The organism is Arthrobacter globiformis, assembly GCF_003261175.1.
Lineage (GTDB): Bacteria > Actinomycetota > Actinomycetes > Actinomycetales > Micrococcaceae > Arthrobacter > Arthrobacter globiformis_A.
On the sequence record NZ_QLNP01000063.1, the window covers coordinates 191,887 to 216,702 of the forward strand.

Annotated in this window: 17 protein-coding genes and 1 tRNA gene; 3 read left to right on the top strand and 15 right to left on the bottom strand. The window is 63.7% G+C overall.

What is annotated here, in order from left to right:
* Window positions 1-2: 2 nt before the first annotated feature.
* From pknB to DBZ45_RS06895, 7 genes are read right to left on the bottom strand one after another with little or no spacing between them, the layout of a single operon-like run.
* Window positions 3-1,889 carry a Stk1 family PASTA domain-containing Ser/Thr kinase gene (pknB, locus tag DBZ45_RS06865; protein ID WP_223256961.1) on the bottom strand — a complete coding sequence of 629 codons (1,887 nt, stop codon included), beginning with the start codon at window positions 1,887-1,889 and terminating at the stop codon, window positions 3-5.
* Between the two features lie 48 nt (window positions 1,890-1,937).
* Window positions 1,938-3,800 (bottom strand): protein kinase domain-containing protein, encoded by a 1,863-nt coding sequence (locus DBZ45_RS06870; protein ID WP_111903175.1) that lies wholly within the window; start codon window positions 3,798-3,800, stop codon window positions 1,938-1,940.
* Window positions 3,797-5,251 (bottom strand): peptidoglycan D,D-transpeptidase FtsI family protein, encoded by a 1,455-nt coding sequence (locus DBZ45_RS06875; protein ID WP_111903176.1) that lies wholly within the window; start codon window positions 5,249-5,251, stop codon window positions 3,797-3,799. Before DBZ45_RS06875 ends, DBZ45_RS06870 begins: the two co-directional genes overlap by 4 nt.
* Window positions 5,248-6,702, bottom strand: a complete 1,455-nt coding sequence (locus DBZ45_RS06880) for an FtsW/RodA/SpoVE family cell cycle protein (RefSeq protein ID WP_111903177.1) — start codon at window positions 6,700-6,702, stop codon at window positions 5,248-5,250. Before DBZ45_RS06880 ends, DBZ45_RS06875 begins: the two co-directional genes overlap by 4 nt.
* Window positions 6,699-8,489, bottom strand: a complete 1,791-nt coding sequence (locus DBZ45_RS06885; protein WP_111903178.1) for a PP2C family protein-serine/threonine phosphatase — start codon at window positions 8,487-8,489, stop codon at window positions 6,699-6,701. Before DBZ45_RS06885 ends, DBZ45_RS06880 begins: the two co-directional genes overlap by 4 nt.
* A gap of 2 nt (window positions 8,490-8,491) precedes the next feature.
* A complete protein-coding gene (locus DBZ45_RS06890) occupies window positions 8,492-8,974 on the bottom strand; it encodes an FHA domain-containing protein FhaB/FipA (protein WP_102972613.1) in 483 nt (160 codons plus the stop codon).
* Window positions 8,971-9,720 carry an FhaA domain-containing protein gene (locus DBZ45_RS06895; RefSeq protein ID WP_111903179.1) on the bottom strand — a complete coding sequence of 250 codons (750 nt, stop codon included), beginning with the start codon at window positions 9,718-9,720 and terminating at the stop codon, window positions 8,971-8,973. Before DBZ45_RS06895 ends, DBZ45_RS06890 begins: the two co-directional genes overlap by 4 nt.
* A gap of 404 nt (window positions 9,721-10,124) precedes the next feature.
* Here DBZ45_RS06895 and DBZ45_RS06900 point away from each other — a divergent pair.
* Window positions 10,125-10,207: transfer RNA gene (locus DBZ45_RS06900), tRNA-Leu, on the top strand.
* Window positions 10,208-10,284: 77 nt separating this feature from the next.
* Here DBZ45_RS06900 and DBZ45_RS06905 read toward each other — a convergent pair.
* From DBZ45_RS06905 to DBZ45_RS06920, 4 genes are all read right to left on the bottom strand, one after another.
* Complete coding sequence (locus tag DBZ45_RS06905) at window positions 10,285-11,079, bottom strand: hypothetical protein (protein ID WP_111903180.1); 795 nt, start codon at window positions 11,077-11,079, stop codon at window positions 10,285-10,287.
* 273 nt (window positions 11,080-11,352) lie between these two features.
* Window positions 11,353-12,717: an MFS transporter gene (locus tag DBZ45_RS06910; protein WP_111903181.1), complete on the bottom strand. Its 1,365-nt coding sequence runs from the start codon at window positions 12,715-12,717 to the stop codon at window positions 11,353-11,355.
* Window positions 12,718-12,950: 233 nt separating this feature from the next.
* The gene (locus DBZ45_RS06915; RefSeq protein ID WP_111903182.1) at window positions 12,951-13,646 is read right to left on the bottom strand and encodes a FadR/GntR family transcriptional regulator; all 696 of its coding nucleotides are present in this window, start codon (window positions 13,644-13,646) and stop codon (window positions 12,951-12,953) included.
* A 10-nt stretch (window positions 13,647-13,656) separates the two neighbouring features.
* Window positions 13,657-14,784 (bottom strand): L-talarate/galactarate dehydratase, encoded by a 1,128-nt coding sequence (locus tag DBZ45_RS06920; protein ID WP_111903183.1) that lies wholly within the window; start codon window positions 14,782-14,784, stop codon window positions 13,657-13,659.
* Window positions 14,785-15,884: 1,100 nt separating this feature from the next.
* On the opposite strand from DBZ45_RS06920, the gene DBZ45_RS06925 reads away from it, so the two are divergent.
* Both DBZ45_RS06925 and DBZ45_RS06930 read left to right on the top strand, forming a co-directional pair.
* Window positions 15,885-16,943 (top strand): hypothetical protein, encoded by a 1,059-nt coding sequence (locus DBZ45_RS06925; protein ID WP_111903184.1) that lies wholly within the window; start codon window positions 15,885-15,887, stop codon window positions 16,941-16,943.
* Window positions 16,944-17,518: 575 nt separating this feature from the next.
* Window positions 17,519-19,675 (top strand): tetratricopeptide repeat protein, encoded by a 2,157-nt coding sequence (locus tag DBZ45_RS06930; protein ID WP_190243044.1) that lies wholly within the window; start codon window positions 17,519-17,521, stop codon window positions 19,673-19,675.
* A 103-nt stretch (window positions 19,676-19,778) separates the two neighbouring features.
* Here the strand turns inward: DBZ45_RS06930 and DBZ45_RS06935 are convergent, their stop codons facing one another.
* The 4 genes from DBZ45_RS06935 to istA all read right to left on the bottom strand — a co-directional run bounded on the left by DBZ45_RS06935 (window position 19,779) and on the right by istA (window position 24,619).
* The gene (locus DBZ45_RS06935; protein ID WP_146617460.1) at window positions 19,779-21,137 is read right to left on the bottom strand and encodes a hypothetical protein; all 1,359 of its coding nucleotides are present in this window, start codon (window positions 21,135-21,137) and stop codon (window positions 19,779-19,781) included.
* A 732-nt stretch (window positions 21,138-21,869) separates the two neighbouring features.
* Window positions 21,870-22,025 carry a hypothetical protein gene (locus DBZ45_RS22910; protein WP_190243045.1) on the bottom strand — a complete coding sequence of 52 codons (156 nt, stop codon included), beginning with the start codon at window positions 22,023-22,025 and terminating at the stop codon, window positions 21,870-21,872.
* Between the two features lie 282 nt (window positions 22,026-22,307).
* Window positions 22,308-23,096 (bottom strand): IS21-like element helper ATPase IstB, encoded by a 789-nt coding sequence (gene istB / locus DBZ45_RS06940; RefSeq protein WP_111902704.1) that lies wholly within the window; start codon window positions 23,094-23,096, stop codon window positions 22,308-22,310.
* Complete coding sequence (gene istA, locus DBZ45_RS06945) at window positions 23,093-24,619, bottom strand: IS21 family transposase (RefSeq protein WP_190243005.1); 1,527 nt, start codon at window positions 24,617-24,619, stop codon at window positions 23,093-23,095. The genes istB and istA overlap by 4 nt, the downstream gene beginning before the upstream one ends.
* Window positions 24,620-24,816 lie beyond the last annotated feature (197 nt).

A 24,816-nucleotide genomic window follows, 5' to 3' on the forward strand; every position in this document is an offset into this window, starting at 1 on the left:
CCCTACTTGCCCTTCGTGGGGCTCGGCGTCGGCGTCGGGGTGGGTGCGGGCGCCGGGGCCTTGGCCACCGTCACGGTGATGGCCTTGCCCTGCTCCACGAGGGAGTTGATCGGATCGCTCTGACCGGTCACCTGGCCCGGCTGGACCTGGGAGTTCTCCACCTCGGTGATGACGGCAACCAAGCCGAGCTCCTTGAGCGCTGCTTCGGCCTCGGCACGGTTCATGCCGCGAAGCTCAGGCATAGCCACCTTGCCTGTGGACACCAGGATCTCAACGGTGCTCCCCACCGCCACCTGCTGGCCGGGCGCCGGCTTGGTGGTGATCACCAGGCCCGCGGGAACTGTGGCGCTGTTGGCCATGGTGGTGGACGGCGCACCCACCAGCCCCGCCTGCCGCAGGATGTCGCGGGCTGCCGCCTCCGTCCGTCCCGGCAGCGTCTCCGGGATCTTGACGGCACTGGGGCCCGACGAGATGTTCAGGACAATTTCCGAGTTCGGTTCCAGCGACGATCCCGCCGGCGGCGCAGTGCCAATGGCAGTGCCCTTGGCGACCGAGTCGTGCTGCACCCGCTTTATCTGCGGCCGCAGCTTCGCGTCGTAGAGCGCCTGCAGCGCCTCTGATTCGGAGAGCTTCTCCACCGCGGGAATCGCGACGCGCACCGGTTCGGCGGGCGGCTGGTTGAGGAAGTTGTAGAACCACAGGCCGCCGCCCGCCAGCACCAGGAGCGTGAAGATCACGAATGTCGTGATCCAGGCCCGACGGCGGGACGTCTGTAAGCCCGATCGCTCCCGTTCGCGGGGCAGGCCCAGCGGAAGTTCATCGTGCTCAGCCGTCTCGTAGACCGCCGCGGCCTCGGTGGGCAGCACGGACGCATCATCGTCCGTGTCCCGGGTACGGCGCAGGCGGCCCGCGGGAGCGTCGTCGAGGAAGCTGGCTCCGGTCGTGGAAAACGCTTCGGTGGGAGGCGTGCGGTGCGGCTCAGGAATGTCATTGGGGTCCGTCGGCGCTTCGCTCGGCGACAATGCCGGAACCGGGATCCCGTTCTTGGCGGCCCGCAGCGCACGGCGGAAGGCCGCTGCATCCTGGAAACGGTCGGCACGGTTCTTCTGCAACGCCTTTTCAAGCACGCTGTCCAGCGCTCCGGTGATTTCCGGATTGAAGTTGCTGGCGGGTTCCGGCTTCTCGCGGACATGCTGGTACGCCACGGATACGGGGCTTTCACCCACGAAGGGCGGGCGGCCGGTCAGCGTTTCGTACAGCAGGCAGCCTGCGGAGTACAGGTCGCTGCGCGCGTCCACTGCCTCGCCGCGGGCCTGCTCCGGCGACAGGTACTGGGCGGTGCCCACCACCGCCTGGGTCTGGGTCATGGTCGCGGAGGAATCGGCCACCGCGCGGGCAATGCCGAAGTCCATCACCTTGACCATGTCCGAGTTCGCGCAGTACATCACATTCGCCGGTTTGATGTCCCGGTGCACGATTCCGGCCTTGTGGCTGTATTCCAGTGCAGACAGGACACCCAGCGTGTACTCCACCGCCTGGTCAATGGTGATGTCGCTGGCCCTGATCAGGTCCCGGAGCGTCTTGCCGGCCACGTACTCCATGACGATGTAGGGAACGCGGACCTGGTCGTGCGCGTCGCCCGGTACGGTGTGTTCGCCCGTGTCGTAGATGGCCACGATCGACGGATGGTTCAGGGCTGCGACGGCCTGGGCCTCGCGCTTGAACCTGGCCTGGAACTGGGGGTCCCGGGCCAGGTCGGGGCGGAGCAGCTTGATGGCAACCGTCCGGCCCAGCCGGGTATCCAGGCCGCGGTGCACGTCGGCCATGCCCCCGCGGCCGATGAGTTCCCCAAGTTCATAGCGTCCGTTCAGAACGCGCTGACTGGTCACCGGGATGTTGTCTTCCCGGTGTGACGGATTTCGCGGCGTCGTCACGGCTTATGGTCCGCTGGGCGAGCCGCTTGGAGTCGGCGTGGATGAGGGAGTAGGGATCAGTGCCTCGGACAGGTGGTAAGTCACCACAGTGCCTGCGTCGACCTCCCGGCCGCTTTCGGGCTCGGAACGGACGAAGGTTCCGGCGTCCTGGCCGGGATCGCCGGGCTCGTCGGCGCCCTTTTGCCAGCGCAGACCCGCCTTCTCGATGGCTGACTGGACTTCGGACTCGCTGCTTCCCGTACCGATGTCCGGGACGGCGATCTTCTTCGGTCCCTTGGAATAGGTGACCTTTACGGTGTCGCCGGCCTGCAGCGGGCCGGACGGGTTGAGGTCCGTGACCGTGCCGGGTGTGGCGGGGTTGAAGACTTCATCGCCGTTGACCTTGAGCCCGAGCGCGATCAGTTCGGCGCGGACCTCGCTGTACTGCTTGCCGAGGTACGCGTCCGGAATGACGTTGATGGCCTGGGGGGTGGACTGCGTCGGCGTCGGTGTGGGCGTCGGCGTTGGAGTCTCCGACGTCTGGGTAGGCGTGGGCGTGGAACTGGTGCTCACGCTGCGGCTGGGTGTGCTCGACGTGGTGGCGGCAGGGCTCTGGCCCGGAAACAGGACGCCGCCCTGGCTCAGAAGGATACCGGCGACGGCGAACAGGACCAGCAGGATCAGGGCGATCAGAGGCCAGGTCCACGGGCTGCGCTTCCGCCGCTCGGGCTCATCGGCGGGTTCGCCGTCGTACGGTGCTGCGTACTGGTCCTCTTCCTGGTCCCAACTGCGCTCGGCGGCCAGGGCATCGGCACGCGACAACGTGCTCCCTGCCCGCGTGGGGGCGGCATCTGAGGGGCTCCCGGCGGCCGCAGCAGCGGCTCCGCCCGCGGCAGCACCAGCGGCTGCCGCGCCGAGCACGGGCAGCGCGGAGGTGGCCGCCGTCGGGCTTTTCTCCGAGCCGATCACCCCGGTTGGTGCCGTAGCGATATTGACCGGGGCCGTCATGGCACCGGTGCCCCCCTCGTATAGGAGCATGCCGGGGACAGCGGCGTGGGCTGCCGAGATATCACCGTTGCGGATGGCCTCCGCTGCCTCGGCCAGTTTGATGGCGTTGGCCGGGCGGTTCTTCGGATCCTTGGCCAGCATGGACATCAGGAGCGCCCGGACCGGCTTGGGCAGGGACTCCGGCAGGGGCGGCGGCGCATCGTTGACCTGGGCAAGGGCGATTGCGATCTGGGATTCGCCGGAGAACGGCCGGTGCCCGGTGAGGCATTCGTAACCGATGACGCCGAGCGAGTAGATGTCCGAGGCGCCGGTGGCGGTCTGGCCGGTGGCCTGTTCCGGGGCGAGGTACTGGGCGGTGCCCATGACCTGGCCGGTCTGGGTCAGCGGCACCTGGTCTGCCAGGCGCGCGATGCCGAAGTCGGTGACCTTGACCCGCCCGTCAGGGGTGATGAGCAGGTTCCCGGGCTTGATGTCACGGTGCACCAGGCCCTGGGCGTGGGCCACAGACAGGGCGCGCGCCGTCTGCGCCATGATGGACAGCGTACGGTCCGGTGAGAGCACCTGCTCATGCTCGATGATGCTGCTCAGCGGCTGGCCGGGAACCAGCTCCATCACGAGGTAGGCGGAGCCTTCCTCCTCGCCGTAGTCGAAGACGTTGGCGATGCCCACGTGGTTGAGGAGCGCGGTGTGGCGGGCTTCCGCGCGGAACCGCTGGAGGAAGCCGGGGTCGCCCGTGTACTCCTCTTTGAGCACCTTGATGGCCACGATCCGGCCCAGGATCTGGTCCTTGGCCTTCCAGACTTCACCCATGCCGCCGATCGCAATACGCGTGGTCAACTGGAATCTGCCGCCGAGGGTGATTCCCGATGTAGGCCTCACTTATTCAACACCGCCTCAAAAATTCTCTTTGCGTTCGGACTGGTTAGCTGTGCTCCGGCGGTGATGTCCACGCCCTGCATGACGACGGTGACGGACACTTGCGGATCGTTAGCCGGGGCGAACCCCGTAAACCAAGAGTTATTCAGGCCGTCCCCGAGTTCGGCGGTGCCGGTCTTGCCGGCGACCTCGACGCCGGGGACGGCGGCGCCGGAGCCGATGCCCTCGCTGACCACACTGGTCATCCACTCGGTGATCTGTCCCGCGATCTCCGGCGTCGTGGAGGTCCGCAAAGCCACCGGCTTGGGTTCGTCGATCACGCGGAGGTCGGGGGAACGTACGGCCTTGATCAGGTTCGGAGCCATCTGCACCCCACTGTTCGCGATGGCCGAGGTCATCACCGCGATCTGGAGCGGCGTCGCACGGACGTCGCGCTGGCCGATGGCGGACTGCGCCAGTCCTGCGTCGTCGAGGTTCGAGGGGAAAATGCTGCGTGCGTAGTCCAGCTTGAGCTGGTCGCCGAGATCTGAATTGAAGCCGAACTTGCTGGCCTGCTCAGCGATCGCCTTTTCCCCAAGATCGCGGGCAATACTGGCGAAGGGCGTGTTGCAGGACTGCTGCAGCGCGAACGCGAAGCTCGCTGTGTTCCGGGTGTAGCAGTTGCCGCCGGCGTAGTTGGGCAGCTGGTACTGGATGCCCGGGAAGCTCATCTGGGCCGGGTTGGGCAGCACGCTGTCGGCGTTGTACTTGCCGGATTTCAGGGCTGCTGCCGTGTCCACCAGCTTGAAAACCGAGCCCGGTGCCAGCAGGGCGCCAGTGGGGCCGCTGACCGAGGGGTTCAGATTGATGCCCGGGACCTTGATCGCCGCGTTGTAAGCAGCCTGCTCCTTGGATACGTCCTGGCTTGCGATGAGGTTGGGATCGTAGGAGGGCTTGCTGACCATGGCCAGGATGTTGCCCGTCTTGGGATCGGTCACGACGATCGATCCCCGCTGGCCGTCCGGAATGAGGTCGTAAGCCAGCTTCTGGATCTTGGGGTCAATGGTCAGCTCGACCGATGCGCCCTTGGGCTGGTTGCCCAGGAAGAGCTGTCCGATCCGGTCGAAGAAGAGCTGGTCCGCGCTTCCGGCCAGCTGCGCGTCCATGGCGCTTTCCAGACCGGTTACCCCGTAACTCCGGGAAAAGTATCCGGTCAGCCCGGCATACAGCTCGGGCTGGTTGTACCGGCGCTGGAACTTGCAGGATTCATTGCCCGGGACGGATTCGGCGATGGCGGACCCACCCACGAGGATCGCTCCCCGGTCATTGCAGTAGTTCTGCAATATGGCTCGCCGGTTCCACGGATTGGCTTTGAGCTCGTCCGCGCCCACCACCTGGACGTAGCTGATCGCACCAAAAATCAGGGCGAACATGGCGATCGCGGCGATCCATGAATGTCGAATGGCCTGGTTCACAGGTGTTTCACCGCCTCGGTGGGAGCGTCTGGGAGAGTCTGGGTAGTGTTCCGGTCCTGCCGGCTGCCTGCGGCTGTCACCGGAGCCGGCTTCTGCGCCTCAGGTGTGCGGCCGGGCTGCATCGGTGAGGTGTCCACGGGGCCGCGGGCCGTGTGCGAGATCATCAGCAGCAGGCCTACGATGATCCAGTTGGCCAGCAGCGAGGAGCCACCAGCGGCCAGGAAGGGCGTGGTGAGGCCGGTCAGCGGAATCAGCCGCGTGACGCCACCGATCACCACGAAGCACTGCAGCGCCACCGCGAAGGACAGGCCGCAGGCGAGGAGCTTGCCGAAGGCGTCGCGGGTGCCGAGGGCGGCACGGAAACCGCGGGTGAAGAGCAGCAGGTACATCATCACGATGGCGAACAGGCCGATCAGGCCCAGTTCCTCGCCGAAGGAGGCGATGATCATGTCGCTGTTGGCGAACGGCACCAGGTTGGGCCGGCCCTGTCCGAGGCCGGTGCCTACGAGCCCGCCGCTGGCCATGCCGAACAGGCCTTCCACGATCTGGCCGCTGCCGCCGGGGGACCGCCCGAAGACTTCCTCGGTGAAGGCATTGAGCCAGCTGTCGATGCGCAGGCCAACGTGTGAGAAGACCTTGGACGCCACGAAGCCGCCGCCGAGGATCAGGGTGAGGCCGATGACCACCCAGCTGATGCGGCTGGTGGCCACGTAGATCATCACGATGAACAGGCCGAAGAACAGCACGGACGATCCGAGGTCCCGCTGGAAGATCAGCACGCCGATGCTTACCAGCCAGGCCGTGATCATGGGTCCCATGTCCTTGAACCGGGGGAACTGCATGGGCCCGATCTTGCGGCCGGCCAGCATGATGAGGTCGCGGTTCGAGGAAAGATATCCGGCAAAGAATATGGCGAGGGTGATCTTGGCGACCTCACCTGGCTGGAAGGTCATCGGGCCGAGGCGAATCCACACCCGGGCGCCGAGGATCTCGCCGGCGGAGATGCCGGGGACCAGCGGAAGTATCAGGAGCAGGGCGCTGACGGCCAGGGAGATGTAGGTGAAGCGGCGCAGGACACGGTGGTCCTTGAGGAACCAGATCACCGCGATGGCCACGGCCATGGCGATGACGGTCCAGCGCAGCTGGTTGTTGCCGGTGTCGTCACCCGGAGCGTCGAGCCGGTGGATCATCGCCAGGCCGAGGCCGTTCAGGGCAACGACCAGCGGAAGTATTACCGGATCGGCATACTTGGCGCGGAGCCGGAGGACCACATGGAACACCAGGGACGCAACGGCGAGCAGGCTGGACTGGAACCAGAAGTCCGTGTCCAGCGAGGTCTGTTCGTCGATGCTGATTAGCGCGTTGGCGCCGATGCTGACCGACAGGGCGAGCACCAGCAACAGCAGTTCCACGTTGCGCCGGGGTTTGGGCATGGTGTCGGCGTGGCTCATTGGCCCCCCTCACAGGTTGCGGTTGGGGTGGGTGCGGCCGAGGCTCCGGCTGTTGCCGATGGCGTCGGCTTGGCGGTTGCGGTCGCCTTCGGGGTCGTGGCCGTAGGCTTCGGAGTGGCGGAGGCCTTGGCTGCGCCTGATGCCGTAGCCCTCGCCGAGGCCGAGGCGGTGGCCGTCGGAGACGGAGTCAAGCACTCATCCGAGGGTGCGGTGCTTCCCGTGCGCTCAAGGTTCTTGACGATCCGCTGGGCATCGTACAGATCCCGCGCGGGGACCGTCTGGCGGACCCGCTGCTGCGAGAACTGGGGCAGCGAATCCATCCGGATGTCCGTGACCGCTTCCAGGTTTGAGAGCTGGATGGGGCCGAGGCGCTGGGAGACGCCGTTGAAGATGGCCACCCGCTGGTCGAATTCACCGATGTAGTAGCGCGTCTGGGTCCAGGCGTAACCGAGCCAGAGTCCGACGGCCAGGACCAGGAGTGCGGCGCCCGCAATTCCCAGGGTAAGCCAGCGGCGCGGGCGCCTCGCGGGCGTGAATTCCTCGGACTCTTCGCGGGCATGGTCTGACTTGTGCGTCAGGACGGTTGCCGCGCGGCGCGCGACGGTGCGGCCAGCAATGGTGGGGATGGAACCGGTCTCGGCAGCAGCGACAGCTGCACCCACGAGGATGTGGGGCCGGGAGGACAGTTCCTCGCGCAGTACCTCCGCGGACAGATGCTCGCCCAGATGTGGATCGGTGCTGGTAGCCGGTTCGTTCGACGGCGGTTTGCCGGCATCCTCGCTTGTCTCGTCGGCCCCGGATGTCCGGGCGGGGCCGGAGTTGCCGGACGTGGGTACTGCGGCTTGCGGGGCGGAAGAGTCCGTGGATCCAGGGTTCGATTCCGTTGCCGCCGAGCCGGCCGGGCCGGAAATCGGGGCGGCGGCTGGCTCATCCGGGGCCGCGGCCTTCGTCCCGGTAATCGCTTGCGGTTGTTCGGCGTCAGGGACGATGTCGACGGCGGCCGTGCTGACGTCGTCGGGCGTTTCCTCCACGATTTCCACCATGACAACGGTGACGTTGTCCGGTGCGCCCGCCTCGAGGGTGAGGTCAACGAGGGTCTCGACGCATTCGCTCAGATTCGGCGTTTCCCGCACGGTGCGCTCCACGACGTGGCCCGCGACGTAATTCAGACCGTCGGAGCAGAGCAGCCAGCGCTCTCCGGGCTGCACCTCGATGGTGGCGAGGTCCAGTTCGGGGCTCGCATCGACGTCACCGAGGACTCGCATCAGGACGTTCTTGTGCGGATGGGTTTCTGCTTCTTCGGGGCGCAGCCGGCCCTCGTCGATGAGGCGCTGAACGAAAGTGTGGTCAATGCTGATCTGCTCGAACTCGCCGTCGCGCAGGCGGTAGGCGCGGGAGTCGCCGATGTGGGCGAAATGGAGCTTGCCCTCGGCCAGCAGCAGGGCAGTCACGGTGGTGCCCATGCCCGCCAGCTTGGGATTGATGTGAACGAGCTCCGAGAGCAGCGAGTTGGCGGTCTGGATCTCGTCGGCCAGCACGGTGCCGGCGTCATCATCGTAGTCGTCGGTGTCCAGGTGGATCATGTCCAGGACAGTGGCGGCGGAAGCAACATCGCCGCCGGCGTGGCCGCCCATGCCGTCCGCCACGACGGCCAGATGCCGTCCCACGTAGGCGGAGTCGTCGTTCTTCGCGCGGATGCGGCCGACGTCAGAACGCGCCGCATAGCGCAGGATGAGGGGCCGAGGCGAGGCTGGCACCTCGCCCGCGGGTATGTCCGGAGCGGCCATGGCTACGGCCTCAATTCAATGACCGTCTTGCCGATTCTCACGGGTACACCAAGGTCCACGGGCAGGGCCCTGGTGAGCTGCTGTTCGGCCAGATAGGTGCCGTTGGTGGAGCCGAGGTCCTCGATGAACCAGCGGCTTCCCTGTGGAAAGAGCCGGGCGTGCCTGCCGGAAGCGTAGTCATCCTCGAGTACCAGTGTGGCCTCCTGCGCGCGTCCCAGGAGGATGGGGCTGGCAGCGAGCGGGACCGTACGGCCCTTGAGCGGGCCTTCGGTGACAAGCAGCTGGCGGGCCTGCTGCTTTGCCGGTGCGGGGGCCGGTTCGGCCAGTTCCGGGTTCTTCCGCACCTGCCTAGCCGTGGGGGCGCCGGTGGCCGCCTTGCGGCCAATCATGAGGTCGCGCCGCATGGCGGAGACGATGCTGAAGATGAGAACCCAGAGAAGAAGCAGGAACCCGAAGCGCAGGGCTGTGATGGTCAGTTCGCTCATGGGCGGCCGCCATTGTTGGCGGGCAGGAGGCGGAAGATGATTTTGGTCCGTCCCATCGTGATGGTGGAGCCATCGGTGAGCTCCATGCTGCCGGCCACTTTGTGTCCGTTGACGTAGCTGCCGTTGGTGGAGCCCAGGTCGACAGCGGTGGTGGTGCCGCTGTGGGTCTGGATTTCCAGATGCCGGCGGGAGACTCCGGTGTCGTCCACCAGGATGTCAGCCTCTGATGAACGGCCCAGAACGACGGAGGGTGCATTGAGTGAATACCGCTGTCCGTCGATGTCCAGGACTGGCTGGAGGCGGACGGGCTGGCGGCTCGGCGCTGCCGGCACATTAGCCCGCGGAGCAGCCGGCGCGGGCGCCGCTGAACCGGAGGACTTTTCGGTTTTGGAGGTGATCTCGAAGTCGCCGGCCCGGTGGGATTCGTCCCGGCGGAAAGAAATGCGGACCGGTCCCTGCAGGATGTAGCCCTGGCTGCGGACATGGTTGATCACGACGTCGCAGAGTTCCTCGGCCAGGGGAGTTCCCCATTCCTGGGCGCGCTGAAAATCCTCGTCACTCAGGAGCACGTCGAAAATGTTGGGCACTAGAGTGCGTCCGGCGGCGATGGTGATGGCCTTGTGGTCTACTTCGCGGCGGAGGCGGCTCGCGATTTCCACGGGCTCAACCTGGGCTTTGGAGCCGGTGGAGAAGACGCCGCGGACGGCCTTTTCAATGCCGCGTTCGACCTTGTCCAGCAAACCCATGGTCCTCTCCTTTCCTTGTTGCTGAGGGACAGCACGTCCCGTGGAACTCGTTCTGGCGATGCGGTCACAACGAAGCTCATGACAAAACGCCTGCCCGCCGGAAGCGGGCCCCTATGTATCCGATACTACTTGCCACGTCTGCGAAAGACCTTAATCCACAACGCGCCGGGAACCCGATTCGTTCACGTTTCTTCGGTGGATGTGGGGGCGATCACAGGCCCAGACCTTGCCTCCGTAGTGGCGTCGACGGCTGTCGCAACCGCGGCACTGACGGGGAAAAACATGCCGCAAGGGGGCTGCAATGCCCCGATTAGGAATTTGCGGGGAATGTCCGTTATGCTTGATCTCGCTGCTTTCACGAGGTGCACAACCGGATTCCGGTTGGGCGAAGTGGAAGAAGTTGCGCGCGAGTGGCGGAACGGCAGACGCGCTGGCTTCAGGTGCCAGTGTCCGAAAGGGCGTGGGGGTTCAAATCCCCCCTCGCGCACGCATCAGAACCCCGGGAAATCGATGATTTCCCGGGGTTCTTTCTTGTTTTCGGGCCTGGGTGGGTTAGCCGGTCCCTTAGCCGGCAGCCAGAGCGGCATTGACGAGCTTGGCGAGTTCCGGGGCAGCGCTTTCGGTCACGGCGCCGGCGGCTCCCGTTTTCGCGACTGTGGCCGCCAATGTGCCTTTAACACCCGTAACCGTTAGGACGGCCTGCTTTTGGCCATTGGGGAGGGTCTGGGTTTGCAGCGCGCTTACCGACTTGTCCGCGTCCACCGGAACCTCGACCGGCTTCATCGAACTCGTGATTTTCTGCCCCTTCAGTTCGACCGTATAGGTTGAACAGTCGCGGACTGCTGCATCGCTCTTGTCGAACTGGGCTGTCATGACGGTGGGGTCCTTAACCGCGAAAACCGTCACGATCGTTGCAGTCTTGGCTTCCGCCGCCAGGCTTGCTCCCGCTGCGTAGGTGCTGCCTTCCGGAACCTGGGTGTTGTTGTCCGCCAGCACCCCGCACGCTTTCGGCGTGATGACGGCGTTCTTGAGCAGTTCCCGGGCGACGATAAGCCCCTGGTCCAGCTGGGCGGCAGGAACCACTGTCAGCGCCCGTCCCTGCACGTCCTTGAGTCCTGTGACGATCGCCGTGAGGTCCTCGTTGGTGTAGGCCGTCGCCGCTGACGTCGGTGCGGCGGACGCGGAGGACGGTTCCGCCGTCGTACTTGCCGCCGGTGAAGTGCTGGAGGGTGCCGCGTCAGTTGCTGCAGACGCGGAACTCGAGGGAGCGGCCGTGGTTGACGGCGCTGGCCCTCCGCATCCGGCGAGGAAGAGTGCCGCCGCGGCGGTGAGGGAGAGTGGTGCGATGCTTCGCTGCATGAGTGGATCCCCGTTCCCTGTGCCGGCTGTCCCCCGGGTTCTCGCGGGACTATCCCGGTAAGCGCACCAGCCGGGGGCCGGAGCGCAGGGAGCAGCGTTCGGCTTTCGCCCGGCCGCGTGCGATTGCTCCGAGCGTACGATGCTTGTCCCTGCAATGCCAGAGCGCCGGCGGGCCCAGTCGCGGCCTTGGCAGGAAAAACGCCGCGGGGCGGGTGCCAGCATTCCGACACCCGCCCCGAGGGCTCAGGACAATACTGGTTGGCGCAACGTGGCCTACTTCGCCGCCGACGGCTCCAGCTGTGTTGCGGCAGGCGCTGATGCCTTCTCCGTGACGTCGGAGGCCGGCTTCCGCTCCTTGAGGAAGTACACCAGGACGGCGGCCACCGTCGATGCTGCTGCCAGGGCGAACAGGCCGGGCACAACGCTTCCGGTCTGCTCCTTGATGATGCCGAACCCGAACGGTGCCACGAAGCCGCCGAGGTTGCCCAGGGAGTTGATGATGGCGATGGCGGGGGCGAGGACGAGCGGGTGCAGGGTCGACTGCGGGATGGTCCAGAACAGCGGTGATGCGCTTTTGAAGCCCATGGCTGCGACGGCCAGGAACACCAGGGCAAGGACCGGGGAAGCGACGGCCGCTGCGAGCGTGCCGACGGCGGCCACGAGGAGTGCGGCGACCAGCAGCGGGCGCTTGGACTTCGCCTTGTCCTGCCACTTGGCCGCGAAGTACATGGCGAAGACGGCGCACACCCACGGGATGGAGGAGAGGAAGCCGACGCTCAGGTCCGTGGTGCCAGGGATCTGCTTGACAATGCTCGGCAGCCAGAACGTGTTCGCATAAATGGAAAGCTGCACGGAGAAGTAGATCCCGCACAGCAGGAGGATCTGCGGGTTCAGGAGCATCTTCCAGCGGTTGACCTTGCCGTCCTGCTTGCCGTTGGCCGTCGTGTGCTGGGAGTCCTCCTGGGCGATCGTTGCCGTCAGGGCCGATTTCTCGCCAGCCGTCAGCCACTTGGCATCCTGGACCTTTGCGTCCAGGAAGAAGAACACGGTGGTGCCGACGATGACGGAGAGTGCCCCCTCGAAGCCGAACAGCCACTGCCAGCCGCGCAGGCCCAGGACGTCGTGCAGGCTCAGGAGCAGGCCGGCGATGGGGCCGGCCAGGGCGGCTGCCACCGAGGATCCGGCGATGAAGACGGCGGTCGCCTTGCCGCGCTGGCCGGCGGGGACCCAGCGGGCGAAGTAGAAGATGACGGCCGGGAAGAAGCCTGCTTCCGCAGCACCGAGCAGGAACCGCAGTACGTAGAACATCGTCTCGCTCTGGACGAACGCCATCAGGAAGGACACGATGCCCCAGCTGATCATGATCCGGGTCAGCCAGATTTTGGCACCGTACTTCTCCATCATCACGTTGCTGGGCAGTTCGAAGATGGCATACGCAATGAAGAACAGACCGGCGCCGAAACCGTAGGCCGCGGCGCCGATGCCGACGTCAGCCTGCAGATGGTCTTGGGCGTAGCCGATGTTGGACCTGTTCAGCTGGTTGCATACGAGCATGACCAGCATGATGGGCAGCACACGCCGGAAAAACTTCTTCATGGCCGAAGCCAGATCCGTGACAGCGGTGTCTACAGACTGCATGGGGGGAATCCTCTTTGATAGAGCAGCAAGATCACGCTGTGGGGACTACGGGGCAGGCCGTTGTGGTCCTCGCCACAGCACCTATTAACTGTAAGCAGTGGGTTTCATGCCCGTCCAACACGCATATTGCATGGCGCGATACCCGCAGGGAACTGCTGCTCGCTACCGGGGCCCGACGTCGGCCTTTACCGCCGTAACAGGGCAGCCGGCCTCGAGGATCACCCGTTGGGCGCCTATTCGCGTCCGGCGCGAAGGCGGCGCCGCGAGTTGGCCAGGTGGTTCCGCATGGCAGCGGAGGCCGCCGCTCCGTCGGCGTCTGTAATGGCGGCGAAGATGGATCCGTGCTCATGGACCACCTGTTCGAAATGGTCCCGGGCGTAATGCTCGACGCCGGTCATCAGGCGGGTGCGCGGCATGGCGATCATCGTCTGGCCGAGGGAGGCAAGGCAGTCCGTGTAGAAGGGGTTGCCCGACGCTGCGGCCACGGCCTTGTGGAACTCGAAGTCTGCCTTCATGGCGTGCGCCGGGTGCTCGACGCTGTCCGTGAACTCCGCCAGGGCTTGCCGGATGGCGTTCAGCTGCCGCTCTGTCCGGTTTCCGGCCGCCAGCGCTGCGGCTTCGGTTTCCACGCCCATCCGGAATTCGAGCAGGTGCAGCCGGTCCTCGGCGGTGACCACAGCCCTGGTGGGCTGGCCCGACGTCGGACTTCCCGTGGGCGGGGTCAGCGCGAAGCTGCCCCGCCCGCGTTCGGTTTCCACGAGACCTTCTGCCTGGAGCCGCGTGAGCGCGGACCGGACGACTGTCCGGCTGACGCCGAACTCACCGATGAGGGTGTTTTCGCTCGGAAGCTTTTCGCCGGGCTGGATGACGCCGTCGACGATGCGGGTGCGAAGGTCGGCGGCGAGCTCCGCGGTCAGGTTCCGGCTCATGGATTCAAGGTTACGCGCCGAATTCCGCAGTTTCGGTGGTCCACGCGCGGGCCTGGTCGCTGAGGCTGACGCCGAGGCCCGGGCGGTCCGGAACGATCATGCGGCCGTCCTTGGTTTCGAGACGTTCGTTGAACAGCGGGTCCAGCCAGTCGAAGTGCTCCACCCACGGTTCGCGGGGGTAGGCGGCGGCGAGGTGCAGGTGGATTTCCATGGCGAAGTGCGGGGCGAGGCCCAGGCCGCGTTCGTCCGCGAGGGCCGCCAGGCGGAGGAACTGGGTGATGCCGCCGACGCGCGGGGCGTCGGGCTGGATGATGTCGCAGCCGTTGGCGGCGATGAGGCCCTTGTGTTCGGCGACGGAGGCGAGCATTTCGCCGGTGGCGATGGGGGTGTCCAGCACCTGCGCGAGGTGGGCGTGGCCTTGGAAGTCGTAGGCGTCCAGCGGCTCTTCGATCCAGATGAGGTTGAATTCCTCGAGCTGGCGGCCCATGCGCAGCGCCGTGGCGCGGTCCCACTGCTGGTTGGCGTCGACCATGAGCGGCACGTCCCAGCCGATGTGGTCGCGGATGCCTGCAACGCGGCGAAGGTCTTCCTTGGTGTCCGGGAGGCCCACCTTGATCTTGATGCCGCCGATGCCCTCATCGACGGACTGCGTGGCGCGGGCCTTCACCTCGTCGAGGGTGGCGTTCAGGAAGCCGCCGGAGGTGTTGTAGGTCTGGACGGAGTCGCGGTAGGAGCCCAGGAGCTTGGCCAGGGGGAGGCCGGCGCGCTTGGCCTTGAGGTCGTAGAGGGCGATGTCGATGGCGGCGAGGGCCTGGGTGGCGACGCCTGAGCGGCCCACGGAGGCGCCGGCCCAGAGGAGTTTGGTGTAGAGCTTGCCGATGTCGTTCGGGTCCTCGCCGATGATTCCTTCGGCGACTTCCTTGGCATGGGCGTACTGGGCGGGGCCGCCGGCGCGCTTGGAGTAGCTGAAGCCGAGGCCGGTGTGGCCCTGTTCGGTGGTGATCTCGGCGAAGAGGAAGACGACTTCGGTCATGGGCTTCTGGCGGCCGGTGAACACCTTCGCGTCGCTGATCGGGACGGCCAGCGGAAGGCGGGCGGTGGAAAGTTTGACGTGCCGGATGAGGTCGACGGTGCTCATGGATTCTCCTTGGGAAAGTAGGGGCGACATCGCCCGTAGACCTAGGATACAAGCGTGGTACTTGTAGTACAAGCGCTTCCGGGTCGGCTTAGTGCCAGCAACCGGGCACAGGATGGCTGTCGGACTGGCGATGTCGGAGTTGATCGAGTCGGCTCACTGAGCGGTCTCGGCGTCGCCAACCTGCGATTCAGCGATCGCCCGTTGGGCGCCGAAAATCGGCGACCGAGTTTTAGCCAGGTGATGAGTGCGCGGCGAGTCCCTGAAATGAAGGAACGTTGCCGGCGCAACCTGTTCTACAGGCATAGACCTCCACCTGGCCTGAACCAATTGCGCAACAACCTGTTGCACAATTGCCGTGTGGTCACGCCTGCTGCTGCACGAACTACTGACTAGGAGCAATTGTCTTGGTACCCGGCAGCAGCGCCTGAGCACGAACGGTCCCTGAACACGACCATGAAAAAGACCCTGAAGGGGGTCAGGGGCAGCACCCGCAGACTTTGTCCAACGGCTTGTTGGACGAGATTTCGAACTGGCACCAGCAAATTGTGAAGGACTCCTGAAATTACGAATTCCTCAGTCTCTCCGGCGAGGTCGCCCAACGCGACCTCCGCAACGCCCTCACCAACAGGACAAGGAAACGCTCCCTTGGCGCTCAGTCCCGGTTGCGCCTTCGTCGGACGGCAAGTGCATCTTCTATGTCGACGGCGACGGCTTCTATGTGGACTGGCCGGATCGCAACCTAGGCTAAAGGACCAGTCGCCCGCACGGATGATATCGCCCTAAACCGTCGAGAACAGCTCGCGCCCAGGCTTACATATGCGCTGTTATCGGCGTTGCAAAGAACCGCGGACTTTCAATCAGTGTTCGTGAGAGTCGGCGGGATGTCTCCGCCGGGTTGTCACAGCGGATCCCGACCTCAGGCAGTGCGATTCTCTGCGAACGTCGGCCGCGACTGCACAAGAATGAGGCCGGACGCCCGAAGCCCTGTTAGGCGATACCGTATCGTCCCGGCATCACTTCTGTTCGCCCGCTACGCTAGAATCTCGCAGCGGGAAGAACGCTAACAACCCCGTGGGGGTGCAAATACGCGGAGGAGACAAGTGGCGAGGGCAGGAACTGAGGCCTACTTTGAGCTGTACGGGAAGGTCGAGGAAGCTAAGCCGGTAGTTGAGCACGATTCCTTCTCGACGAGATTTGATTCTCCCGTTGTGGCCGAGATGGTCCGTGAAGTTTTTTATGTCCTACATACCTTTCTGAACGAGCACTCCATCCAGGAAGTAGATGCTGATCTGGCGATGAACGGCGGTGCACATATTGACGGAGAGTATGCGTGGTTCGTGGGCAGTGGTGCTCTTTACACGGCGCAGAGCCTAGAGGGAATTACTGGACTCGCTTATCGACAAGTAAAAGCGCCCGCCCAGGTCGCCTCGGATTTCAGAAAGAATGTTGAACTGCTCACCGCCCAGGTAGGTGACTTCCTGGACCGGATTGGCGGGACTGCGGCAACACGAGCGGCGGTTCAGCTAGCAGTAACGGCCCTCAACGATCTGCGTCGGAGGGAAGTAACGCGTCTCCTCGAAGATGTTGAGGGTGTTGTTGAACAGATTCAGGAGCAGAAGAAGAAAGCCGAAGCCTCTGCGACTGCTGCCTCGGACGCTGCCGGAATAACGGGTGATGCCGCACTGTCGTCTTACTACAGCGAGCTGGCGGCGGAAGAAAAGCAGGCAGCAAACACCTTCCGCAAGCTAACGGTCGTTATGGCATTCGCTGGCGCCGGGGCGACTGGGATTTTCTTAGCTGGCCACAGCTTCGGATTGGTGTGGCTAGACGTTGCCCAAGGAGACTACGTCCACCTAATTCAGCGCGCCGTCTTCGTTGGTGGTGTGTTTGGCCTCGCCGGTTACTTTGCCAGGCAGGCGCACCAACATAGATCGATGGCCAACTGGGCTTCCGCGCTTGCAGTGCAACTCATGACATTTGACGCGTACCTACGCGCTGTTGATAGCTCGGAAGTGAAAGACGACCTACGGAGATCATTCGCCGCAAGAGTTTTCGGCGAGCATCCTGCAATGAAGGGCGAGCCCGTGCCGACGCCGTCAGCTGCAGCGATGGACACGGCCGTCGACTGGGCAGCGAAACTGATGCCCGGTGGCAAATAAACCCTCTCCGGTCCTGCAGGGTGTCCTCGGAATGCCAACAAACGAGCGCATCGAGGGGTCCCTGGAAGACTTCGTCGGCCTTCCTGGGCATGAGGACCTCCTGATACGGGGTGGTGAAGTTCGCGCGACGGGGCCAGTCAGATCGATTCGAATCCGCGAAGGATTCACTTCCAACAAGAAAGATGAGAAAGCCAACGTAGTCTCATCCATTCCATTCCCGACTTTCCCTTCACCTTCGGGTGGCGTGGATGCAGAAGCTTCTTGCCTAAACTTTCCGAAAGGGACGCTGCTCAGAGCTGTCCAATAGAGATCTTCAGGGGGAACCTTTGCCGTCATCTTGGCGCTCACGGAAGCGCCGCGAATCTAGCCTTGGGTTGCTTGCTTGCATCGTCATACTCGCGGCCGCCAATACCTTCCTCACCCGCGTCGGATGGGACCCGTGGATCTTAGGGTCCCTCATGATTGCCTGCGCCGTTTTGGCGGTCCTTGTACCGTTCGTGAAGGAAAGGCACAAAGCCACGGACGCTGCGGTAGCAATTCGACAGCAAAATATGCGGACCAGTGGACCCGAATCGATGACCGGTCTGCTTGCCAAGGACATTCCACTCCGGATGTGGGGCGTCCACCAGTCTTGGATCGAAACTCCCTACTTACATCGGGATGCCGAAGAGGAGACAAAGAAGGCACTCGCTCGGCTTGAGCCGGTCCTAATCCTAGGTTCCTCTATGGCAGGGAAGACTCGGATGGCGGCGGAACTTGTGCAAGAGCTCTTTCCCGGTAAGCGCGTGTTCATTCCGGACCCCCCAGACGGCTTAGCGAATGTCATGAACGCCGGCGATATGCCCGAGCAGCACGTGGTGTGGCTGGATGATCTCGAGAGGTATCTTCAGGATTCAAAAAACGCGAAGGCAAGGTGGATTGAGGGCCTTCAGAAGAGCGGGAATATCGTCGTGGCGACCATGCGGTCTAGCCTATTCGAAGGGTTCATGCCGAATAATGATCAACCTAGAACGCAGTGGGAAACCTTGCAATGCTTCACAAGGGTGCACCTTACCGACGAAACTGTTGAAAGCCAGAGGCTGGCGAGCCTGAGCAGAAACCCGGAACTACGCAGGGGTATCTTGAACTACGGTTTGGGTACTTACCTCGGTGGAGGATTCCTAGCCGTAGAGCGGTTAGATGCCGGTCGTTCCACTAATCCTGTCGGGAGAGCTTTCGTATTGGCAGCCATTGACTGGCAGCGGTCTGGGATCGGTGATGCAATCCCGGAGGCTGTCGCCCGGGCCCTCGTTAGTACATACGCCGCTAGCAGCAAATCTCGGCCATCAGCTGAGGAGCTCGACGCCGGCTTGAAATGGTCCACTGCAAAGACTGTCGGCGGTGGCCTCTTCAGCCTGCTGGAACTGACCCAGGACGGCAGCCTGCGTCCCTTCGATTATCTGGTGGACCATGTTGCCTCGTCCGGTGTGCCGGTTACATCACAGGTCTGGCGGGCGGCCGTGAAAAGTGATGTGCCTCCCGGGCAGCTGACGAGCGCAGGCATCAATGCGCAATTCGCCGGTCATGATGACATCGCCGCGGCATTCTTCGAACGTGCAGCTCGATTGGGCGACTCGAACGCAATGGTCAACTATGCAATCAGTCTTGAGCGACAGGATCAGATTGGCGAAGCAAAAGTCTGGGACACCAAGGCCGCGGAGGCCGGAAATCCGCGCGGAGTGACCGGACTCGCGGTCAAATTGCTACGGGAAGGAAAAACGGAGGACGCCGAAAAACTTCTCCAGCAGGCGGCCGGCGCCGGGGAGGGATCGGCTATGACAAACCTCGGCTACATACTCATTGGCCGCGGTGAAACGGCTGAGGGAATCGCATGGCACAAACGGGCTGCAGAGGCGGGAAGTCCTCTAGGCATGACCAATTACGGTCTGCAGCTGGAGCTGCAGGGCAACGTCACAGCCGCTGAGGCTTGGTATCGTAAGGCACAGAGCAAGGGGGACGGAGCCGCCCTCTTTCAATTGGCCATGTTGTCCAAGAAGCAGGGCAAGAGCGATGAAGTGGAGCCGCTCCTGCGCGAAGCTGTGAAGCGGGGAAATCCCGCAGCCATGGGCTGGCTCGGTTCCATAATGGCCGCCAAGGGGCAACAGCTAGAAGCAGAGCGTCTGTTTGAGAGGGCCGCCAAACGAGGTGGAGCCGCCGGACTTGCGATGGTTGCAAGAAAGCTTGCTGAAGAAGGGAACTACGATGAGGCGGAAAGGCTACTCAGGAGAGCGGTCGAGCAGAAACTTCCTGGCTCGATTACTGATCTAGGCGTCATTTACGTCCGCCAAGGTCGAATAGAAGATGCTAAGTCGCAATACGCGTTGGGGATTGCAGCAGGTGAGGACCAAGCCAGACTCAATCTTGGCCTCCTCCTCATTGAGGAAGGCGAGTTGCAAGATGGGCAAGCTCTATTCAGAGCGGCCGCCAATCGCGGATCTTCGGACGGCATGTACTTGTTGGCGCAGTCTTTGTTAGAGGAGGGAAAGAGAGGGGACGCTGCCGAAGCGGCCGTGCTCCTGGAGAAAGCAGCGGTATTGGGGCATCTGGATGCTCTCTGTGAGTCGGGGAAAAGGGCCGCCGATCAGGGTGATCTCGTCAAGGCATTCAAGCGTCTGGCTCAGGCGGCGGATCACGGACACCTCCACGCTGCCGAATGTCTTGCTCTTTTGAAGTTGCAGGCCGGTGAGAAGTGATGCGCCATCCCGTTAGGAGGACCGTTGGCGGTCGCCTGCGTGAACTGACCCGCCTGAACGATCGCGATGCTAGGGACGGACTGCCAGCACACGTTGACTTCGGCTAGCTCTCCGAACTCTCCGCTGAACGTGCAGGGGGAGGGATCAGGCATACCTCCCAACGACGATAGGGATGGGCTGGATTCAGTTCACCGATGCACTGCCACCGAAGGACAGCTCCCGCGGTGACCCTGTGGCCGTGTATAAGAGCAGACACTGGCTTGGAAGGCACCTGAGACATTAGCTTGGAAACTGTTAGGGCTAGATTTTCATTCAGTACGGGGGGCGGTACTTCGGCAGCAAGCCCATTCGTAGAGTCCTGCACGAACCAGCGATGAAGTCCGTTGGGGTAACTGACCAGGATGAGTTCTAAGTTCTCCTCGCAACCGACATGACGCCCCGCTCGAATGCGCGCTACTTCTTGCTTCCAGCGTCGAAAGTACTGGCCGGGCGCCGGGGGAGGATACAAGTTGTCCTGTCTAACCATCTCTTGAAATTTGAGTATCTGCCCTCGGCGGGCCAGGCCGTCGTCACCCAGAAATATTTTCGTGGTTGCAGAATACTTCCGCATATTAGCGACCAGCCGGTCACCAATATAGCGCTCAAGCGCCTCGAGGCTTTCAAAAGCACCTTGTATCATCCGGTCATCAGGAAAGTGACCCGCATGTACGGCGCTATTGCGCAAGTCCGCTAGATTGACCCGCCAGTCACGAATGGGCCCTGGCTGCCTGGTGTTCCACTGGCCCCCCAGCCGGCCTGCAAACTGCGACGTCACCTTCTTCGTGACCGTATCTTTGGTATCCAAAATTTTCGCCACTGATGTGCAATCCAAATCTTCTTCCCACATCATGAGGAGCATGATCTCCACCAGCAGTGCCTCGGCGGCGGCGCCAGCGAGAATGATGGCGGACAAGTTTTCGCCTCGTGCATATGCGAGGCGCCCCTCTCGTCGCATATCACTGAAGGCGCTAAACAGATTTGGGGAGTAGTCGTTGAAAGCTAGCGTCAACCCTCGGAGCTTTTCCCAGGGTAGTTCGGGACCGCGGACGCGGCTCGCATGCTGCTCGTCCTGGTTCACCAAGAATAGGCTCATCTCAGGTTTTGCGAATATTTCACCGCCGGAAATCATCACCGGAAGTACTGGCGGAAGGCTCTTTCTGACCACGAGACTCAAAGGTCTCGTGGTGACCATATGATGCGATCTCTGAAAGGTGCGCAAGACTTCAAGTGCGCTATCGAATCCCATTGTTAGCCCATCTTCGTCCGCTAGTGCCATGGGGCCTGATACCTCGGCAACCGTGATGCTTCGAGGCCGGTCTAAGAACGGTGCGTTCACGTTGTCTTTTCCGCCCAGTGCGTCCATTACGGCCGTGACGGCGGGAGAAGACACCGTGTGTTCGGATTGGTGGAATCGCACCTTCATCCGGAACACACTCTCTACACCCTGGCGTTTCTCCAAAAAGACGGAAGGTGACTCGTCTCTGGGGTCGAGTACCTCAGTTATCGGTACTTCGTATAAGTGGGGAACGTCCAACGGCTCAGGCAGTGGGATGAAGTACGCGACGACAGCCGTTTCTGCAGTCCAGTGGCGACGCTGAGAGCGCGGGACGGAGTAGCGAGGCCACATCGCGATTACGGGCGGGTAGGCGACGAACTTGAGACTCAAGAGCCATTGGCTCTTGTTTACGATTTCATGTAGCACAGCGGTACCCTCTAGGGGCTTACGTCCCTTCCCTTCGAACTGACAATTCCTTGCACCGATGGATGGTTACCGGGTGCATCCACCCAAGCCAGCCGGTCATGCTCGGCAGTGTAGTGCTCACGGTACCGCGAGCCGGCCTCCGGCGTCGTGCCAACCGGGCGATCGGGGTTTGAGCATAATTATGGCTGGTGCGAGATATCTTCAGGATGTCGCGGTGGAGGACCGTCCTAAGCCACGTATGTCAGGTTTACACCTAAGACCTTCGAGAGGGTGTGTCAGCAATTAGGAAAAAGAAGTCTATTCTGACGCTTTTCGGAGACGCGCCTGACGTCAGGGTGGGGTGTGCCTTATTTGAACAGGCCCTTCCTTGCCCTCCGCCGATAACGCTGGTGGGCCGGGTGCGGGAGGAACTACAAAACGGGCAGATCTGGCGCGCTTCGATGGTTCGGGCCGTCAGCTGTTGCCGGGGTAGACGAGGCTGTCCGGGTCCTCTTGGTGGGCCAGCGTGTCGGCGAGCCCTTCCGGTGAGAGGTCGAACTGGTGAATGCTTTGCCCTTCGGCGGGGGTGGTGACGGGGGAGTGACCGGCGGGGGTGGTGTGACTAGTCACGGTTGTTCCTTTTCTTACGGAGAGGATCGGCGCCGCAGGCCTCGGCTGGGGTCGCGGGGCATGGGGAAGCAGACAAAATAGTGGCCTGAACCAGCGCTCTGCTGCGTGGCACACAAGCAAGCGGCGGAATGGCAGCTAGGACTGGGGTGTGTCAATGGCCAGTAGTTTGTGCCCACGGGCGGCCAGTTAATGTGCCCGCTGGTGGCCAGTAAAACTGCCCGGTGATGGCCAACAGATCTGCCCACTGAAGGTTTCGGCGGGGTTGGCCATCGTGGGGTCGTGTCAGTTCAGTTGGGTGACTCCTTTTCCCGCGAGGGCCTGGGTGAGGCGGATGGAATCGCCGCTGGTCTGGCAGACATGGGCGTGGTGCAGCAGCCGGTCCACGGTGGCGGTGGCCAGGGTTTTGGGCATGAGCTCGTCAAAGCCTGCCGGGTGAAGGTTCGATGAGATCGCGACGGAGCGCTTTTCGTAGGCTGCGTCCACGACCCGGTAGAGGCCTTCGGCGGCGTCGGTGGCCACCGGCAGGAGCCCGATGTCATCGATCACGACGAGTTCGGCGCGTAGGATTCTGGCGACGGCCCGGGTGACGCTGTCGTCGGTGCGGTGGGCCCGGATCAGGGCGCCGAGGTCCTCGAGCCTGAACCAGGCCACGCGCATGCCGGCTTCGACGGCTTGCTGGCCGAGGGCTTCGAGGAAGAATGTTTTCCCCGTGCCGGACGGTCCGCAGACGACCAGGTTCTCCCGCCGGCCGATCCATTCCAGGGTGCGCAGGGCCTGCTGGGTCGGCGCGGGGATCGAGGAGACGGCGGGGTCCCAGGCGTCGAAGGTTTTCCCCGTGGGGAAGCCTGCTGCCTTGCGCCGGGTGGCGAGCATGGACCGGGCCCGGCCGGCTGTTTCCTCGGTGAACAGTGCCTTGATGATCTCTGCCGGTTCCCAGCGCTGGGCGCGTGCGGTCGCAATCAGCTCCGGGGCCAAAGCCCGGGCGTGGGGCATTTTGAGCTGCCGCATCAGTGCTTCGAGTTCGGCCGGCAGGGGCGGGGCGGTCGTGTTCGTGGTGCTGACAGGGCTCATCGGTTCTGCTCCTTCACAGGGGCGGGTTCAGTGCCCAGGCCGGCCCATGCACTGGTGCCCTGGGTCAGGGACCGGGTCTCGTCCGCGGCGTGGGTAGTGGTGCGTCGGATGTTGGCGTTCAGGATCGAGGCCAGATCGCCGTGAGCGAAGCGGCCATGAAGCGCGGCGTCACCCAGGGCCCGGTCCACCGCCTCGGCGCCGGCGATTTTGGCCAGCGTCACGGCCTCAGCCATTTTCACGTTCATCCGGGCCGTCCCGGTCCCGGCGGCTTCCACGAGCCAGGTCCTCGCGCCCTCGCCGATGGCAAGGAACTCGGCCTCACCGGCGTTGCGGGCCTTCACTGCGTAGTCGCCCGGGATCCTGGTCCTGGTTCCGGGAAAGTGCTCTTCGATGATCGCGGGGCTGCCGGGCCTGGCCCGGTGATGACGGGCGACCTCGACCGGACCGGCGGAGCCGTGGTGGACGATGATGACCTGTTCATCGGGCCCGGTGCCGTGGGAGCGGACGAACACCCTCGCGCCGAGCAGATGCGCGGGCACGGAGTACTGGGCGTTCTCGAAGGTGACCATCGGGGTGTTCTCCGGGACGGTGCGGGCCACTCCGAACGCGACCGTGTGCGCGGTCTCCGGGATCCGGTGCAGCCGGAGCTGTTCCTCTGCCAGCACCGCTGCCGGTTTGCGCCGGATGGTGCGGTGCTCCCGGTTGTTCACCTCGTCCATGAATGCCTCGCAGGCCGCCTCGAGAGCGGTGAAGGAACCGTAGTCCGCCCGCAGGTTGGTCTCTTTTGGGACGATATCGGCCTTGGCTAGCTTCACGGACGCTTCGACCCCGCCCTTGGTGGCGGGGTCCGCCGGCTGGCAGGTCAGCACTGTGACCCCGTAGTGGCGGGCGAAGTCCAGGGTTTGCTGGTTCCGCACCGGCACCCCGGCCACGTGGGCCGTGGTCACAGTTTTCTCGTTGTCCGTGAGGACATAGGTCGGTGCCCCGCCCAGGATCCGGAAGCAGCGGTCCAGAGCGGCGAACACGCTCGGCGCGGTCCGGTCCCGCAACGGGATCACGATCCTGAACCTCGAGAACGCCAGCCAGGCCACGAACAGGATGGTCTTCACCCCGCCGATCCGTGGTCCGTCGCCGAAGTCGTACTGCAGCCACATCCCGGGCTCGGTGATCCACGGTCGGTGAACGCGGGTGTGTCCCAGCCGCCACGCGGCCTTGACCTGCGCGATCGCCCGGCGGGTGGATCGCTCGGACCCCGCGTAACCCATGGCGAGGAGCTTCGCGTGGGCTTTATCGGCACGGATCCGTCCTTTGGACGCCTCGACCCATTCCTCGATCTTGGGCAGGTAAGTGTCCGTGACCCGGGGCCTGGGCGCGGGTTCGGCGATCGGCCGGCCGGCGTCCCGTGCCGCTACATGCCTGGCTACAGTGTGGTGCGAACAGCCCGTGAGCTCGGCCGTGGCGCGCAACGATCCGGTCAGATCGTAGGCAGCAAGAATTTCCATGATTTCTCCGTCATGCTTCATACAGGGCCTCTTCCTGGGACGACATTTGGTGCGACTAGACACCGTCATCAAATCCCGGGGAGAGGCCCCCACCGCTTAAGACGCGGCAGGTTCAGTAAGGAAGTGGGCAGATCTCATGGCCACCAACGGGCAGTTCTACTGGCCGTCAGTGGGCATTTCCGTGGCCGCCTACGGGCAGTTTTTCATGGCCGCTAACA